General features: G+C 35.0%; 12 protein-coding genes and 1 rRNA gene. 10 read left to right on the top strand and 3 right to left on the bottom strand.

All coding sequences use genetic code 11. From position 1 onward, the window contains the following. Positions 1-403 precede the first annotated feature (403 nt). The 5 genes from Q0Y70_RS00875 to dltD are packed head-to-tail and all read left to right on the top strand — an operon-like array spanning position 404 to position 5,861. Positions 404-565 carry a teichoic acid D-Ala incorporation-associated protein DltX gene (locus tag Q0Y70_RS00875; RefSeq protein ID WP_297815393.1) on the top strand — a complete coding sequence of 54 codons (162 nt, stop codon included), beginning with the start codon at positions 404-406 and terminating at the stop codon, positions 563-565. A gap of 22 nt (positions 566-587) precedes the next feature. Next, positions 588-2,102: a D-alanine--poly(phosphoribitol) ligase subunit DltA gene (dltA, locus tag Q0Y70_RS00870; protein ID WP_297815391.1), complete on the top strand. Its 1,515-nt coding sequence runs from the start codon at positions 588-590 to the stop codon at positions 2,100-2,102. Beyond that, entirely contained in the window at positions 2,099-3,316 is a 1,218-nt protein-coding gene (gene dltB / locus Q0Y70_RS00865) for a D-alanyl-lipoteichoic acid biosynthesis protein DltB (protein WP_297815389.1), read from the top strand. Before dltA ends, dltB begins: the two co-directional genes overlap by 4 nt. Before the next feature lie 39 nt (positions 3,317-3,355). After that, positions 3,356-3,595 carry a D-alanine--poly(phosphoribitol) ligase subunit DltC gene (dltC, locus tag Q0Y70_RS00860; protein ID WP_008471549.1) on the top strand — a complete coding sequence of 80 codons (240 nt, stop codon included), beginning with the start codon at positions 3,356-3,358 and terminating at the stop codon, positions 3,593-3,595. Then, positions 3,588-5,861: a D-alanyl-lipoteichoic acid biosynthesis protein DltD gene (dltD, locus tag Q0Y70_RS00855; RefSeq protein WP_297815387.1), complete on the top strand. Its 2,274-nt coding sequence runs from the start codon at positions 3,588-3,590 to the stop codon at positions 5,859-5,861. The genes dltC and dltD overlap by 8 nt, the downstream gene beginning before the upstream one ends. Before the next feature lie 33 nt (positions 5,862-5,894). Here the strand turns inward: dltD and Q0Y70_RS00850 are convergent, their stop codons facing one another. The 3 genes from Q0Y70_RS00850 to Q0Y70_RS00840 all read right to left on the bottom strand — a co-directional run bounded on the left by Q0Y70_RS00850 (position 5,895) and on the right by Q0Y70_RS00840 (position 8,331). Then, on the bottom strand, positions 5,895-6,545 hold the full coding sequence (locus Q0Y70_RS00850) for an endonuclease III domain-containing protein (protein WP_297815385.1): 651 nt from the start codon (positions 6,543-6,545) through the stop codon (positions 5,895-5,897). A gap of 257 nt (positions 6,546-6,802) precedes the next feature. Further along, a complete protein-coding gene (locus tag Q0Y70_RS00845; protein ID WP_297815383.1) occupies positions 6,803-8,002 on the bottom strand; it encodes an MFS transporter in 1,200 nt (399 codons plus the stop codon). Positions 8,003-8,100: 98 nt separating this feature from the next. Continuing rightward, a complete protein-coding gene (locus Q0Y70_RS00840) occupies positions 8,101-8,331 on the bottom strand; it encodes a hypothetical protein (RefSeq protein WP_297815381.1) in 231 nt (76 codons plus the stop codon). Between the two features lie 133 nt (positions 8,332-8,464). Here Q0Y70_RS00840 and Q0Y70_RS00835 point away from each other — a divergent pair, with 133 nt between their 5' ends. The 5 genes from Q0Y70_RS00835 to Q0Y70_RS00815 form a co-directional block, all read left to right on the top strand. Next, entirely contained in the window at positions 8,465-9,793 is a 1,329-nt protein-coding gene (locus Q0Y70_RS00835) for a PTS transporter subunit EIIC (protein WP_297815379.1), read from the top strand. Next, positions 9,783-10,685, top strand: coding sequence for an alpha/beta hydrolase (locus Q0Y70_RS00830; protein WP_297815377.1), 903 nt, complete (start codon positions 9,783-9,785; stop codon positions 10,683-10,685). Before Q0Y70_RS00835 ends, Q0Y70_RS00830 begins: the two co-directional genes overlap by 11 nt. A 251-nt stretch (positions 10,686-10,936) precedes the next feature. Beyond that, positions 10,937-13,057 carry an ATP-dependent Clp protease ATP-binding subunit gene (locus Q0Y70_RS00825; protein ID WP_297815375.1) on the top strand — a complete coding sequence of 707 codons (2,121 nt, stop codon included), beginning with the start codon at positions 10,937-10,939 and terminating at the stop codon, positions 13,055-13,057. 130 nt (positions 13,058-13,187) lie between these two features. Next, positions 13,188-14,591 (top strand): APC family permease, encoded by a 1,404-nt coding sequence (locus tag Q0Y70_RS00820; protein ID WP_297815372.1) that lies wholly within the window; start codon positions 13,188-13,190, stop codon positions 14,589-14,591. A 555-nt stretch (positions 14,592-15,146) separates the two neighbouring features. Further along, positions 15,147-15,486: ribosomal RNA gene (locus Q0Y70_RS00815) — 16S ribosomal RNA — on the top strand; the annotation flags it as partial.

Raw genomic sequence — 15,486 nt, 5'->3', positions numbered from 1 at the left:
GCGGGCTGGAGTGGCTTATTATCGGCTTTTGGTGTTTTAATGTTTTACCAATTGACAGGTATGAGAATATTTTTAGTCCATCTGATTATTATTATTTTATTTTCTGCTTATACTTTAACAACGAGCAAAGAACCTTTTTGGCATAATTCGAACCGAGTTTTGTGGATCTTGTTGTTTTCCTTTTTCTTCACGTCCATTTTTCAGGCTATTTTTGTGGCGATAGTTTATTTCAAGAGTAAAAAAGCTTCAAAATGACGTGAGAAATATATAATAAGGCTAGTTTTTGTTATAATTAGTCCAATGCGACTTCCTATATAAAAGAATTTTGCAAAAATTTTCTAAAGAATTGTCGATTTTTGTAAAATTGTTGTAAAATTTAGAAAAAGAGTTCTGAGGTGAAAAGATGACTCAAAAACCTAAAGTTGAAATCAAAGATTCAACAGCAAAAAGAATCGGTTGGTTCATTGCTAAAACAATTTTTTATTTCGCCATACTTTTAGTGCTCGTCTATCTCTATTCATACAGTGGAATTGGCGGAGCTAAATTTATTTATAAGGATTTCTAAGTTAAAGAGGTAGCTAAAAATAATGATTAAAGATGTAATCAAGGCAATCGATCAAATTGCTAGTGATGATCCTAATAGAATTGCTTATGAGTATTTAGGAAAGACGAATACTTATGGTGATTTGAAAAAACGTTCTGATGCATATGCAGCTAAAATCAAAGAATTGAACTTAGCAGACAAAGCCCCAATTATGATTTGGGGTGGCCAAACTTTTGAGATGGTTGCAAGCTTTTTAGGTGCTGTCAAAGCAGGCCATGCTTATATTCCGATTGCTTCATATTCAAATAGTGAACGTTTAACTATGATTCAAGAAGTTTCTCAATCTCCTGCTGTAATTGCAATTGATAAGCTTCCAATCGAAATGAAAGATATTAAAATTTTAGAGCCTGAGCAAGTAGTTGATGGTGATTTTGAAATAGATCCAGCTAATTTTGTAGAAGGTGACGATAATTTTTATATCATCTTTACTTCAGGAACTACTGGTAAACCTAAGGGTGTCCAAATTAGTCACGATAACTTACTTAGCTTTGTCAACTGGGAAGCTAGTGATTTTAAATTACCTGAAAATCCAAGCTTTTTAGCTCAAGCACCATATTCTTTTGACTTGTCAGTGATGAGTTTGTATCCAGCTTTAACTGCTGGAGGTAAATTAGTTGTATTACCACATGAAGTGACTGAAAATATTGGTCAGCTTTTTCAAACTTTACCAAAATTGCACTTTAATGTGTGGGTATCAACACCTTCATTTGCAGAAATGTGCTTCTTAGATCCAACTTTTGATCAAAAGCACCATCCTGAATTGACACATTTTCTTTTCTGTGGGGAAGAATTAAGTCATAAGACTGCTCAGATGCTCAAAAAGAAATTCCCAGACAGTCATATTTACAACACTTACGGTCCAACTGAAACCACAGTTGCCGTCACTCAAGTAGAAATTACTGATGATATTTTAAACAAGTATGACCGTTTGCCAATTGGTGTAGCAAAAGAAGATACGAAAATTTCAATTGATACTTCTAAAGGTGAAGTTGAAAACCAAGGTGAAGTTGTCATCAGCGGCCCTAGCGTATCTAAAGGATATTTGAACAATCCTGATAAAACTAAAGCTGCCTTTTATCAAAATGACGCTGATAATTACCCTAGTTATCGCGCAGGTGACTTAGGCTTTTTAGATGGTGATATGCTCTTTTATCGTGGTCGAATCGATTTTCAGGTTAAATTTAATGGATATCGTATCGAACTTGAAGAAATTAACTTCTATTTAGCTAAGAATCCACTTGTTCGCTACGGAGTAGTTGCTCCTAAATATAATAAAGATCACAAAGTGCAACAATTAGTTGCAGTAGTTGAATTAGCTTCTGGAGTTCGTAGAAAGTATTCTGATGGCGAACTCAGTAAAAAATTGCGTGAAGATTTATCAAAAGACATCATGCCTTACATGCTTCCGCAAAGATTTATTTTCCGTGAAGAGATGCCAATTTCTCAAAACGGTAAAGTGGACATTAAACAAGTGATTAAGGAGGTAAATAACGCGTGATTAACTTACAGCCTTATACCAATCCGCGTTACTTTATAATTATCCTTGTAGCCTTATTACCATTAATTATCGGATTATATTACGGTAAGAGATTTAAGACTTATGAAGCATTGTTTTCTTTAGTCTTTTTATTCTTGATGTTTGATGGTAAGGATTGGATCCAGGGTGTGCAACTGATCGCTTATATTGTTTTTCAATTTGTGCTCACCTTTGCTTATCAAAAATATATTAAATCTGGGCGAAATAAAACTTGGGTCTTCTGTCTAGCGGTAATTTTAGCAATTGCGCCATTGACTTTGGTAAAAATTGCACCGCACATGCATGGAAAAGTAGCTAGTTTAATTGGATTTATGGGAGTTTCTTATTTAACTTTCAAAACAGTTGAAGTGTTAATGGAGCTTCGAGATAAGACAATTCAGACAGTCAATCCAATTACTTATATTAGATTTTTGCTATTTTATCCAACATTATCATCTGGTCCTATTGATAGATATCGTCGATTTGAAAAAGATTGTGACAAAGCTCCAGAACGAGAAGAATATATAGAAAATTTACGTTTAGGAACACGTTACATTTTCCAAGGATTTTTATACAAATTTATTATTGGATATGTATTTGGGACTTTGTGGTTGCCACAAGTCGCAAAAGCAGCAATACTTTATGGCCATGCTAATGGAGGATTACGTTTATCCTGGGCATTAGTTGGTTATATGTATTGCTACAGTATGTATTTATTCTTTGACTTTGCCGGATATTCATTATTTGCTGTGGGAACTTCCTACTTTATGGGAATTAGAACCCCAATGAACTTCAATAAGCCATTTATTTCCAAAAACATCAAAGATTTCTGGAATCGTTGGCATATGACTTTATCATTCTGGTTCCGTGATTTTATATTTATGCGTTTCACATTCTTTGCAATGAAGCATAAATTAATTAAAAATAGAATCAGACTGTCACAAGCTGCATATTTAGTAGATTTCTTAATTATGGGCTTTTGGCATGGTTTAACGTGGTATTATATCGTATATGGTATTTACCATGCCTTAGCAATTATTATTAATGATATTTGGTTAAGGTTTAAACGTAAGCATCGCAAACAAATCCCGCATAATAAATTTACGGAAGCTTTTGCGATATTCTTAACGTTTAATGTTGTTTGTCTCAGTTTCTTGCTATTCTCAGGATTCTTGGACACATTATGGTTCCACTAGGAATTAAGATTTAGTTTTATTTGAGAGGTATTAATTATTATGGATACAAAAGAAGCAGTTTTAGATATTTTAAATGAATTAACTGGGGAAGATTTAAGCGATCAAATGGACGATAACTTATTTGATAGTGGTTTATTGGATTCAATGGCAACTGTTCAAATGCTGCTTGAATTACAAGAAAAAACCGGTATTACTGCACCAGTTTCAGAATTCAACCGTGACGAATGGTCTACTCCTAATAAGATTATTGAAAAGGTAGAAAGTTTAAGAAATGAGTAATAAACGCAAGCTGTGGCAAATTTTTGGCCCAGTTATATGTGCTTTTATTTTGCTTGCCTTGCTATTTTTAATACCATGGCATCGCAACGTGAAATCCGATAAGCTACTTTTTAAAGCATCGGTTTCACAGTCTCAAAACGTTTTTAAAGGTCAAGAAATTAAACAGGCTGCATTTTCAAAACAATATGTCCCATTTTACGGATCCAGTGAATTATCACGTATGGACCCTATGCACCCAAGTGTCTTGGCTTATAAATATAAAAGAGATTATCGCCCTTTCTTATTAGGTGGGCCTGGTAGTCAATCTTTGACACACTTTTTTAGTATGCAAGAAACAGTAAACCAGCTAGCTAATAAAAAGGCTGTGTTTATAATTTCTCCACAATGGTTTACTAAACAAGGCCAAAATGCAGCTGCTTTTGGGATGTACTTTTCACAACTTCAAGCAGTTAATTGGATTTTAAATGCCAAAGATAGTGTTGCAACGCGTTATGCGGCAAGACGGCTTTTGGATATGCCTTCAGGTAACTCTAGTGAGTCAACCAAGTATGCGCTAATGACACTAGCATCAGGTAAGAAGCTTTCAGAAGAGCAGGTATTGTGGCTCAAAGCTCGCAGAAGAATTTTAACTAACGAAGATAGTTTCTTTTCTTCTATGGAATTGACGAATAATGTTCCTAAAATTCAAAATGCAGCTCACAAATTACCAGGTACTTATGCTTACGATAATTTGCGTCAAGAAGCTAATGCCCAAGGTAAGGCCGCTACTTCCAGCAATCCATTTGGAATTTCGAATAGTTTCTTCAAGAATCGATTGAATAAAAAGGAACTTGGCCGCTTAAAGGGATCACAAAAGGACTTTGACTATACTCAATCTCCAGAATGTGCTGATTTCGAGCTCGTCTTAAACGAATTTGCAAAAGAACACGTTAATGTGCTATTTGTTATTCCACCAGTTAACGAAAAGTGGGCAAAATACACTGGTCTTTCGCAAAAGATGTATCAAACTTCTGTTTCTAAGATTAAACAGCAATTAACAAGTCAAGGTTTTGATAATATTGCTGACTTATCTAGAGATGGTGGTAAGAAATTCTTTATGGAAGATACCATTCACTTAGGCTGGAATGGTTGGTTGGCTGTCGATCAGTATGTTCGTCCTTTTATGAAAGAACCAAATATTCCAATTGATTATCACTTAAATAATTATTATTACACTAAAGCTTGGGGCAATAAGACGAATGTCAAGCAAGCTAAAGTGCTATCTGCTAAACAACAAGAAAATAATCAAATTAGAAAAGCATTAGCTGACAATAATTTTGAAGGTTCTGTTTTAGTAGTTAAAAATAATAAAACTACGCTGCAATATGCTAATGGTTGGGCAAATGCAGAAAATAAGGTGCCAAATCGCGCTAATACAAGTTACTTGATTGATTCAGTTCAAAAACCAATGACTGGTGTTATGCTCATGCGTGAGGTCCAAAAAGGCAACGTAAAACTTTCTGATAAATTATCTAAGTTTTACCCACAAGTCCCGCATGCCGATGAAATCACCTTGCGTCAGTTGACTCAGATGACTTCTGGTCTGGCTGTGAAGCCAAAGACTGTTTTAGGAATATCCCCATATAAGGATAATCAAGCAGGTATCAAACACGATATTAAAAATATTGTTTTCTTACCTAAGCTTTATAATAAGCGGACCTATTCTCCAATTAACTATGCTTTAATAGCTGGAGTTTTAGAAAAAGTCACAGGTCGTTCTTATGAAGACCTATTTACTGATACCTTTATTAAGAAGCTTGATTTAAAAGAAACTGCTTTTGTTTGGAGTAACCCAAAGAAATTAAAGCAAATTCATTTTGCTACTTCTTACCAATACACTCCGGATGATAAGACTACCTTAGTTCCAGTTTCTCTTAATGTTGATGAATTGCACGGAGAATTTGGTACTGGTAGTGTAGTTATGAGTAATCATGACTTGTATAAAGCTTTAAAGGCAATGGTTGATGGAAAACTTTTAACCAAACACAGCCGTGATGAATTATTCCAAGGCTCAAGTGACACCGTTAAGGGTGGCAATTACGGCGGCGGATTTTACAACTTCTCAACGTTCCATTCAACTAATGGAATGGGGTATGGATATACTTGTTATGCACGTATTTCTAACGATGGTAAATCGGCATTAATTGTTCAATCTAACCATCCAATCAAGAGTTATTATGGCTTACGAAACATTACTAACCAGTTAATGGCTGGATTAGTTCGTTAAAATAAAGGCTTATATCACAGTGATATAAGCCTTTTAGTGTGGGATGATTAATTGATAAGGGGCAAGAAAAGAATCCTTAAATTGGCTGGGTAATTTGTATTCTTGGTTAAACATATCAATCATTGCATGAAAATTTTGATATTGTCGTAAAGTGAAATTATCTAGATGCGATTCAATAAGTTTTTTTGCTTGATCATAGCTAGCTAATTCAACTCCTAAGCAGCTAAAAAGCCGCCGGCAATACTTATCTACGACGAATTCCCCTTTTTGTAGAGCATACATTAAGATGACGTCAGAAGTTTCAGGTCCGATGCCATGAAGCTTTAGCAGCTGATTTCGTAATTCGTCTTTTGGCATACAAGTAACTTGTTCAAGATCAAAGTTATATTGTTTGAAAAAATTAGCCAAGATTTTGATTGTTTTTACCTTACGAGTATAAAATCCAGTACTTTTGATAACATCAGCCAATTCTTGATCGGTTAGTTTTAAAATGTTTTGTGGTAAAAATTGTGTTTTCTTAAATAAGGATATATTAACTTTTGCAACGTTTTTCCAATTCGTATTTTGAATTAAAACAGTGCTCCAAATGACCTCCCAGTCGCTTCTACCAGGCCACCAGCCATTGGGGTCCATGTGATCATACATGATATTATAAAGAGTATTTAAAGATATTTTTTGTTTCATAGTTTATTTTAATTACTAAATAACTGTAAAAAGAGTATGTAAAAAGTTGTTAAACTTGATTTTATGTGCTAATATTTTCTCGTACCGCCATGTAGGTAGTCATTTTCTCCGGTAGCGAAAATGTGTTATCTTTTTATATATGTGGTCAGAATGACGGTACTAACACTGTGTGAGCCTGATTCCGATGTTGGTGGAATTAGGCTTTTTTGGTACAGATTATACTTAAATATAAAGCAAAAAAGTTGATTGGCACAAGGCTAATCAACTTTTTTATTTCGGTTAATTTTATTAACTAGGGCAAAGCAAAGTACTGAAATGATAACAATACTGCTACAGAAAACAAACAGTACTCGATAAGAACTATGATCGATAATCAAGGCCCCAATTAAAGGACCGAAAGCTCGTCCAGCAGAAGTAATTGATTGCACGATGCCTTGATATTTGCCCTTGTCGCGATCACTAGCTCGGTCATTAACAAATGTTGAAACTGCTGGGAATGACAGAATTTCTCCAATTGTTAAAGTTGCCATCGAAATGGCAAAGAAAGCATAGTGTTTGGCTCCAATTAGAACTAAAAAAGCTAAGCCAAATAAACTAAATCCAAGATACAATCTGCCATGTAAATGCTGAGTCAACCAATCATCAAAATGAGTTAAAAATGGCTGTAAGGTCACAATTAAGACGGCATTTAATGTCCAAAGTAAGCTATATGAACGCACTGACATATGAAGAGACAGCATGTAAGAGGAAATATTAGAATTCCATTGTTCATAGGCAATCCAAGCTGCAAAGACGCAGAATAAAATAGCTGTAATTGCTTGAGTAGATCCTTTGGGGATCACTTGAGTATCTTCTGAATTGAATGACTGCTCACGCTTTCCTTCGTGTGCTTCATTAAGCTTGCGGTACTCAAATAAGACTACGACATTGAAAAAAGCAAACATGATAAAAGCGAGAAGGAAAATGTAAGTAATTCCGTAAGGTAAGATAAATCCAACCATTAATGATCCAAAGACTAGGCCTAAATTTTGAGTAAAGTACAAAACATTAAAGATATAAGAGGCATTTCGACTTTTGATCAAAGTTGCAATTGAATTTAAGCCAGTTACTACTATTCCGTTTCCTAACCCTAGAGTTACTAAGAGGATAGGATAAGCTGGCCAGCCATGGAAAAAGACTAACAGTAAAGTAGATATAGTTGCAATACTGACGCCTGTTAGAATTGTTTGATAGGGATGCCAACGATCAAATAACCAGCCACCTGTGGCATTTCCAACCATAGTAAAAGCGGAGTTAATGAATAAGACAACGCCAGCTACTGTTAAAGTTTCGTGTAAATAATTGTGAATATAAATTGTAGTTAAAGGCCAAATAAAGCTAATCCCGGTATTAATGATTAAAGAACCAGCAAAAAGCCAAATTAAGCGAATTGGATCTTGGGGACGTTTTTTAAGCATAAATTCCTCCTTTGATTTTTGATGTAGAAAAAAAGCCGACTATTTAGGCCAGCTTGGTTTTACTCATAATGTACATTAAATTATCATACTAATCAATATTAATCTTGCATCCAATTATCACCAAAATTTCGTAAGACATCTTCTGCAGGAAATGCGTCTTTTCCTGTATGTTGGAGAGCATCTTTAACTTGTTGACTATTTAATTGGTCACAAATATATTTTTTTATTGCGATATTAATAACTTCATCCCAATTTCCTTGAGAGCGTTTTAAATAGTAGTTGAGTAAGTGAGCAGTATCATCATTTAGTTCAAAATTCTTTTTAGCCATCGTTTTCTCCTTTTTTTCAGCATAATTATAACATGGGCTTAATAATTAAAATAATAAAAAAATTAATAACTGACTTAACATATTACCGTATAATGGAGAGTAATTAATTTAAGCGTACAGAAAGAGTATTGATATGGTAGATAGACTTATATTTAAAATGGTGGTTTGGGTTAAAAGACGATCTTTCTTTAGAATCGCTGAAAGAACACTGACAATTCTGATGCCATTAGCCATTATTGGGAGTATTTTTCAATTTATGTGGCGGAGCGTTTTTTCACCTGATAGTTTAATTTCAAATATTTTTTATTTCGATAATTGGCTACCAGATCCGGTTTTTGATGCAGCATGGTATGCAAGCCAAGGTTTATCAAGTGTGATTTTTAATAGTTTTGGCTTATTGGTCGCTTATTTTGGCGCTCAGTATACTGCACGCTACTACCATAAAGATGCTCAAATGGCTGGAATCGCGGGGATGCTCAGCTTGTTATTATGTGCATATCGCTTTCAAGATACGTCCAATTTTAATATTACGATGAATTTTAACTGGCGTTTTTTAGGTATCCATAGTTTTTTATTTGCTTTAGTAATTGGATATATAGTAGGGCTAATCTTTAGATTTTGGGGTGTGGATTTTCATCATCAACATACAGAAAATTCAGATCGAATAGAGTGGCGCGCGTTTGCATCATTTAGACCAACTGCGATCGCTTTGCTTGTCGGCTTAGTAATTGGGATTTTCACTAGTATAATTCAGGTACGAATGATTGCATCAAATGTGTATCAATTCTTTCAAAACGAAGGTCAAAACAATCTGAATCTGTGGACGTTTATTCCACTTTTGGCATTAGCTTTATTTTTAAACTGGTTTGGAATTGGAGAACCGCTTAACTCATTAACTGCTAATATGGGCAGTGGAACGAATGTAGCTAACTTGAATTACGCCTTAGAACATGGCTCAAGTTGGAATATTCCAAATAAGTTTGTGGGAAATGCTTTGTATCAATCTTATGGAAAATTTGGTGGCAGCGGTGTTTTACTTGCCTTATTAATCGTTATTTTGCTGGTTTATAAGCACGATAACACCAATAAAGTAGCACGTTGGTCCTTTATTCCAACTTTCTTTGGCTCTAATCAAGGGGCCCTAGTAGGTGTACCCATTATTTTGAATCCAATGTACCTGTTTTCGTATGTATTAATTCCTGTCTTAAATATGCTAATAGCCGCTTTATTTATTCAGCTTCATTTGATTCCTGCTTCAGCATATCAAGTTTTGTCAGGAACACCAGGCCCGATTGTTTCGTTTATGGCAACTAACGGTAATTGGAGTGCCCTTATTTTTAGTATGCTTTTATTTGCTGGGGACATTTTGCTTTATTGGCCAGTAGTAAAAATAGCAGCTAAAGTTCAAACCGAAATAGAGAATTTGAATGCTGAGGAAGCAGGTTTTGAATATGTTCACTAATCGTCGAAAAAACATTCTAATTATTATTGGTACATTTGTATTTTTAATGATAATTGCGATCCCGACATTTTTTTGGATGAAAAATGTTAATAAAGATATGGCTGAACGCCGTAAATCACAAATGTCTCCCGTCATCATGATTCCGGGCTCAAGTGCGACAACGGAAAGATTCAATGAATTGGTGGAACTTTTAAACAAAGATACTTATAAAAAGCATAGTTTGCTCAAAGTTCAAGTGAAAACCGACGGAAAATTAAAGTATACCGGTAGAATCAATAAAAATGATAATGAACCCTTTATTGTTGTTGGATTTGAAAATAATCATGATGGTTATAGTAATATCAAAAAGCAAGCGGATTGGTTTGATTTAGCTTTTAGTAGATTATCGCAGCAATATAAGTTTAATAACTTTAAAGCTTTTGGACACTCTAACGGGGGACTGATTTGGACTTATTGGATTGAACATTACTATAGTGATTATTCATCAGACATTACTATCAAAAAACTTATGACAGTAGGGACACCTTTTAACTTCAACGAAAAAAATATTAATAATAAAACTGAAATGTTGAGTGATTTAATTAAAAATCGTAAAAAAATTCCTACTAATCTAGATGTGTATTCTGTCTCCGGCGGTCAAAATTATGAATCTGATGGATTAGTTCCAGAAAGTAGTGTGGCTGCAGGGAAATATATCTTCCAAAATCAAGTTAAGCACTATACTACGATGACTGTGACAGGCGAAGATGCCCAACACTCATCGCTACCCCAGAATAAGCAGGTTGTTCAATTAATTGAACAATACTTATTGGACAGTGATAAACAAAATCCTGCTAAAAATAATCCAGGCAACTTCAAAATAAAACAGTTTCATAAAAAGACAAAAAAGTAAAAATAACTAGATCAAAGTAAATTCATATGTATATTAAAAGATTGTGATACATAATTCACAATCTTTTTTTGTGCAATTTATTAATAAAACAGCAATTTCTTGAAAGTGTTCACAAGCTTGATTCTTCGGTAAAAATAAAAATCATAACAGTTGGATTTAATAGATGATGGAGTTATAATTAGATTTGTGAGAGTTAGCACTTAAATTTAGCAAGTGCTAAAATTTTTAAGACTGAGGAGTGTGTAGAGAACATGGCATACTTTGACGATGGAAACTACAATTTTGACGATTTATTTAATGAATTAAATAGCGGTTTCTTTAACGATGGAGCAAGAATGTCTGGTAATCAACCAAGAAATTTAGGTGGTCAAATGCCACAACAAGGTGCCCAAAATGGCAAACAAAAAGAAAAGCCAATTGGTGTTGATTTAACCGAACAAGCAAAAAAGGGTAAATATGACCCAGTTATTGGTCGTACAGCAATTATTGACCAAGTTATTGAAATCTTGAGTAGACGTAAGAAGAATAACCCAGTTTTAACTGGACCTGCTGGTGTTGGTAAGACTTCAGTTGTTGAAGGTTTGGCTCAAAGAATTGTTGATGGTGATGTTCCTGAAAAATTAAAGAAGGCACACATCATTGAATTAAACATTAACGAATTAGTTGCTGGTACTTCACTACGTGGTAGTTTTGAAGAAAAATTAAAGAAGATTATTGATAAAGCTAAGGGCGACAAGAATGTTATCCTCTTTATCGATGAATTGCACAACATTGTAGGTGCAGGCTCAACTGATTCAGAAAACAATTCTGGGGATGCTGCTAATATCTTAAAGCCAGCTTTAGCTAGTGGTGAAATTCGTGTGATTGGTGCTACTACTACTAGTGAATACCAACAAATTGAAAAAGATCCAGCTTTAGCTAGAAGATTCCAACCAGTTCAAGTACCTGAACCAACTATTAAGGATGCTATTCAAATCTTAAAGGGCTTGGCTCCAAGATATGAAAAGTATCACAATGTTAAATACGATCCAGAAGCTTTAAAGCTTGCTGCTGAACTTTCTGATCGTTATATCAATGACCGTCACTTACCTGATAAGGCCATTGACTTAATGGATGAAGCTGGTGCTAAGAAGTCTTTAGGTATGGATCAAAAAGACGAAACTTCAATTAAGAATAAGATCCGTGCTTTAGAAGACAAGAAGAAAGAAGCAGCTAAAGACGAAAAATACGATGAAGCTTCTAAGATCAAGAAACAAATCGAAGATTTGAAGAAAGACCTTAAGACTGCAGGTAAAGCAAGTGAACTTAAGGTTACTCCTGAAGATATGTATTCTTTAATTCAAACTAAGACTGGTATTCCAATGAGCGAAATCAACACTAACGAAGCTCAAAAGAACGCTAACTTGGCTGCAGACTTAAAGAAGGTTGTTATTGACCAAGATAAGGCAATTGATATCATTACTGATGCAATTGCTCGTAAGCAAGTCTTCAAAGACTCTAACCGTCCAACTGGTTCATTCTTACTTACTGGTCCTACTGGTGTTGGTAAGACAGAATTAGCTAAGCAATTGGCAATTAAGCTATTTGGTAAGGCAGATGCATTAGTACGTTTGGACATGTCTGAATATCAAGACCAAATGGCTGTTAACAAGTTAATTGGTTCAGCACCTGGTTATGTTGGTTATGGTGAAGGTGGACAATTAACTGAAAAGATTCGTCACCAACCATATTCATTGATTTTGCTTGATGAAATTGAAAAGGCAAATCCACAAGTCTTTAATGCATTGCTTCAAATTATGGATGATGGTCGTTTAACTGATGCTCAAGGCAGAACCATTTCCTTCAAGGATACAATCATTATTATGACTTCAAATGCTGGATATTCTGATAAGTTACTAAAGGGTGACGATCAAGATGCTTTACGTAAGGCTCTTGAAGTTTACTTCAGACCAGAATTTTTGAACCGTTTGGATGCAATTGTTCCATTCAACTCATTAACTAGCGATGATATGCTTAAGATCTTAGATCTTTACTTAGCTAAGATGGAAAAATCACTTGCTAAGAGAAACATCAAACTTGAAGTTACTCCTGATGCTAAGAAGTACTTGGCTAAGAAGGGTTACGATAAAGAATTTGGTGCTCGTCCATTAAGAAGAGTTGTAGAACAAGATCTTGAAACTCCAGCTGCTAAGTTGATTGTTTCTAAGCCTGATACTAAAGAAGTTAAATTCAGCATCGATGATAAGCACTTGTACTTAAATGGTGAAATTTTGGAAGACATTTTGTTTGATAAAGACACCCGTGAACAAGAAAAGAAAGATATCAAAGAAGCTGAAAAAGAAGAAAAAGCTGATAAAAAAGAAGATAAGTAGTTTGAAATAGCTGCTTTGAAAGATCTCCGCAAATTTAGCGGGGGTCTTTTTTTGACTTTGGTTATAATTTTTAATGGCAAAATAAAAGAAATCATGTATAATAATTAAAAATAAATTAAGGAGAGTACGCATGAGAGACTTTTTTAAGAAAGTTCCCGTCAGTTCATTTTTAAGCGCAGATTCTAGATTAACTAGGCATTTAAATGCGCGTGACTTAGTTGCCCTAGGAATTGGGGCGGTTATCGGTACAGGTATTTTTATTTTGCCAGGACATGAAGCAGCGCAGCATGCTGGTCCGGCTGTGGCGATCGCCTTTTTATTAGCAGCCGTAGTATCAGGAATGGTTGGTATGGCTTATGCTGAATTTTCATCCGCTATGCCTGTTGCTGGTTCTGCTTATTCGTTTGGTTCCGTCATATATGGTGAAGTTATCGGCTGGATAATCGGTTGGGGATTATTACTTGAATACTTCTTAGCTGTCTCAGCAGAAGCAACCGGTTTTGCTTCGTATTTTAATAACAATATTTTAGACGCTATCGGCATCCACTTGCCTAAAGCCGTTCAAGCGGGTCCTTTAGAAGGCGGCATGATTAATATATCTGCTGTCTGCATTGTTTTAATTGTTGCTTTGATTTTGTATCAAGGAGCTAACTTATCTAAGAGAATTGAAAACTTTGCAGTTATCTTAAAAGTAGCAATTATTGTTGTCTTCATTGTAATTGGGGCTTTTTATATCAAAACAGAAAACTATGTGCCATTTTATCCACAAAAATTCCACTCTGCTCCTTGGGGAATAGGAGGAATTTCAACAGCAGCAGCAACAGTCTTTTTTGCCTTTATTGGATTCGATGCTTTAGCTGCAAACTCAGCAGAAACTGTTAATCCGGGTAAAAATGTTGTCAAAGGCATTATTGGAACGGTAGTAATTGCTGTAATTTTGTATGTAAGTTTTTCTTTAGTTTTGACAGGGATGGTCAATTACAAATACTTAAATGTTGATGATCCAGCTGCTTATGCTTTAAAAGTAGTAGGATTGAATGCTTGGAATAAACTGATTACTTTAGGAGCATTAGTGGGAATTTTTACAGCAATGATTACCATGTTATTAGGTGGTTCACGCTTACTTTATGCATTAGGCCGAGATGGATTACTGCCTGATGCAATGGGAAGCGTGCATGCTAAAAAGATGATTCCAGACAAAGCTATAATTATTTCTACTATAGTAGCTGCATTTTTTGCTGGCTTGATTCCGTTAATGGAACTTGCATCATTGATTAATGCGGGAACATTGATAGCTTTTGCATTTATCTCTTTTGGAATTATTCCCTTGAGAAAGAGAAAAGATATAGTAAATGATGGATTTAAAATGCCACTTTATCCCGTTTTACCGATTTTATCAGGAGTATTAAGTATTTACTTTATTGTCATGCTTCCAACTAATACAAAAATAATGGTAAGTATTTGGATAGTTATTGGGATTTTGGTTTACAGTTTTTATGGGATTAAACATTCCAAGTTGCAACAAAATGATTAATTTAAGAAAAGAGACGCACTTGTGTCTCTTTTTTTGATATAAAAATTGCCGAACAATATATTTGGGAAGATCGTGCTTTTAAACTGTAAAAAGCAAATAATATGAATGAATTAAAGCAATTAGCACTCGATAGTTCGGAGTGATAAAAAAGTCGAAAAAAGTTGAAAAAAAAGCTTGACGAAAGTGTGGTTTCCCTGTAAAGTATTAATTGCTGTTTGGGACGGCAACGAAAAAGAACATCAAAACGAAAAAAGATGAAAAAATAAGTTGACAAGTCAAACACAAGATGATATATTTATAAAGCCGCTTTTGAGAACAAGAACTTGAAAAAATAATTTGAAAAAGTTCTTGCAAAGATCAAAAGAGTGTGATAAAATATAAAAGCTGACTCGCATTGCGAGCTCAGGTAGTACCTTGAAAACTGAACAAAGTTTCGCTGAAAGTGTGCGGGATTTAAAAATCCCAAACAAAAGCGAAGTCAATTCGCAAGCAATAAATTTGAGATAACTCAAATAAAGTTTTAGAGCTAAACGATAAACAGCTCATTTTCAAAAGGAAAATGAGAGTTTGATCCTGGCTCAGGACGAACGCTGGCGGCGTGCCTAATACATGCAAGTCGAGCGAGCTTGCCTAGATGATTTTGGTGCTTGCACCAAATGAAACTAGATACAAGCGAGCGGCGGACGGGTGAGTAACACGTGGGTAACCTGCCCAAGAGACTGGGATAACACCTGGAAACAGATGCTAATACCGGATAACAACTTGAAACGCATGTTTCGAGTTTGAAAGATGGATTTCTATCACTCTTGGATGGACCTGCGGTGCATTAGCTAGTTGGTAAGGTAACGGCTTACCAAGGCAATGATGCATAGCCGAGTTGAGAGACTGATCGGCC

The sequence above is a fragment of the uncultured Lactobacillus sp. genome, assembly GCF_947367085.1.
GTDB lineage: Bacteria > Bacillota > Bacilli > Lactobacillales > Lactobacillaceae > Lactobacillus.
This window is presented reverse-complemented; position numbering and strand designations above follow the sequence as displayed.

Coding starts and splice junctions, on each gene's coding strand:
- Q0Y70_RS00875 (WP_297815393.1), top strand. CDS start 404: ATGACTCAAAAACCTAAAGTTGAAATCAAAGATTCAACAGCAAAAAGA.
- dltA (WP_297815391.1), top strand. CDS start 588: ATGATTAAAGATGTAATCAAGGCAATCGATCAAATTGCTAGTGATGAT.
- dltC (WP_008471549.1), top strand. CDS start 3,356: ATGGATACAAAAGAAGCAGTTTTAGATATTTTAAATGAATTAACTGGG.
- dltD (WP_297815387.1), top strand. CDS start 3,588: ATGAGTAATAAACGCAAGCTGTGGCAAATTTTTGGCCCAGTTATATGT.
- Q0Y70_RS00850 (WP_297815385.1), bottom strand. CDS start 6,545: ATGAAACAAAAAATATCTTTAAATACTCTTTATAATATCATGTATGAT.
- Q0Y70_RS00845 (WP_297815383.1), bottom strand. CDS start 8,002: ATGCTTAAAAAACGTCCCCAAGATCCAATTCGCTTAATTTGGCTTTTT.
- Q0Y70_RS00840 (WP_297815381.1), bottom strand. CDS start 8,331: ATGGCTAAAAAGAATTTTGAACTAAATGATGATACTGCTCACTTACTC.
- Q0Y70_RS00835 (WP_297815379.1), top strand. CDS start 8,465: ATGGTAGATAGACTTATATTTAAAATGGTGGTTTGGGTTAAAAGACGA.
- Q0Y70_RS00830 (WP_297815377.1), top strand. CDS start 9,783: ATGTTCACTAATCGTCGAAAAAACATTCTAATTATTATTGGTACATTT.
- Q0Y70_RS00825 (WP_297815375.1), top strand. CDS start 10,937: ATGGCATACTTTGACGATGGAAACTACAATTTTGACGATTTATTTAAT.
- Q0Y70_RS00820 (WP_297815372.1), top strand. CDS start 13,188: ATGAGAGACTTTTTTAAGAAAGTTCCCGTCAGTTCATTTTTAAGCGCA.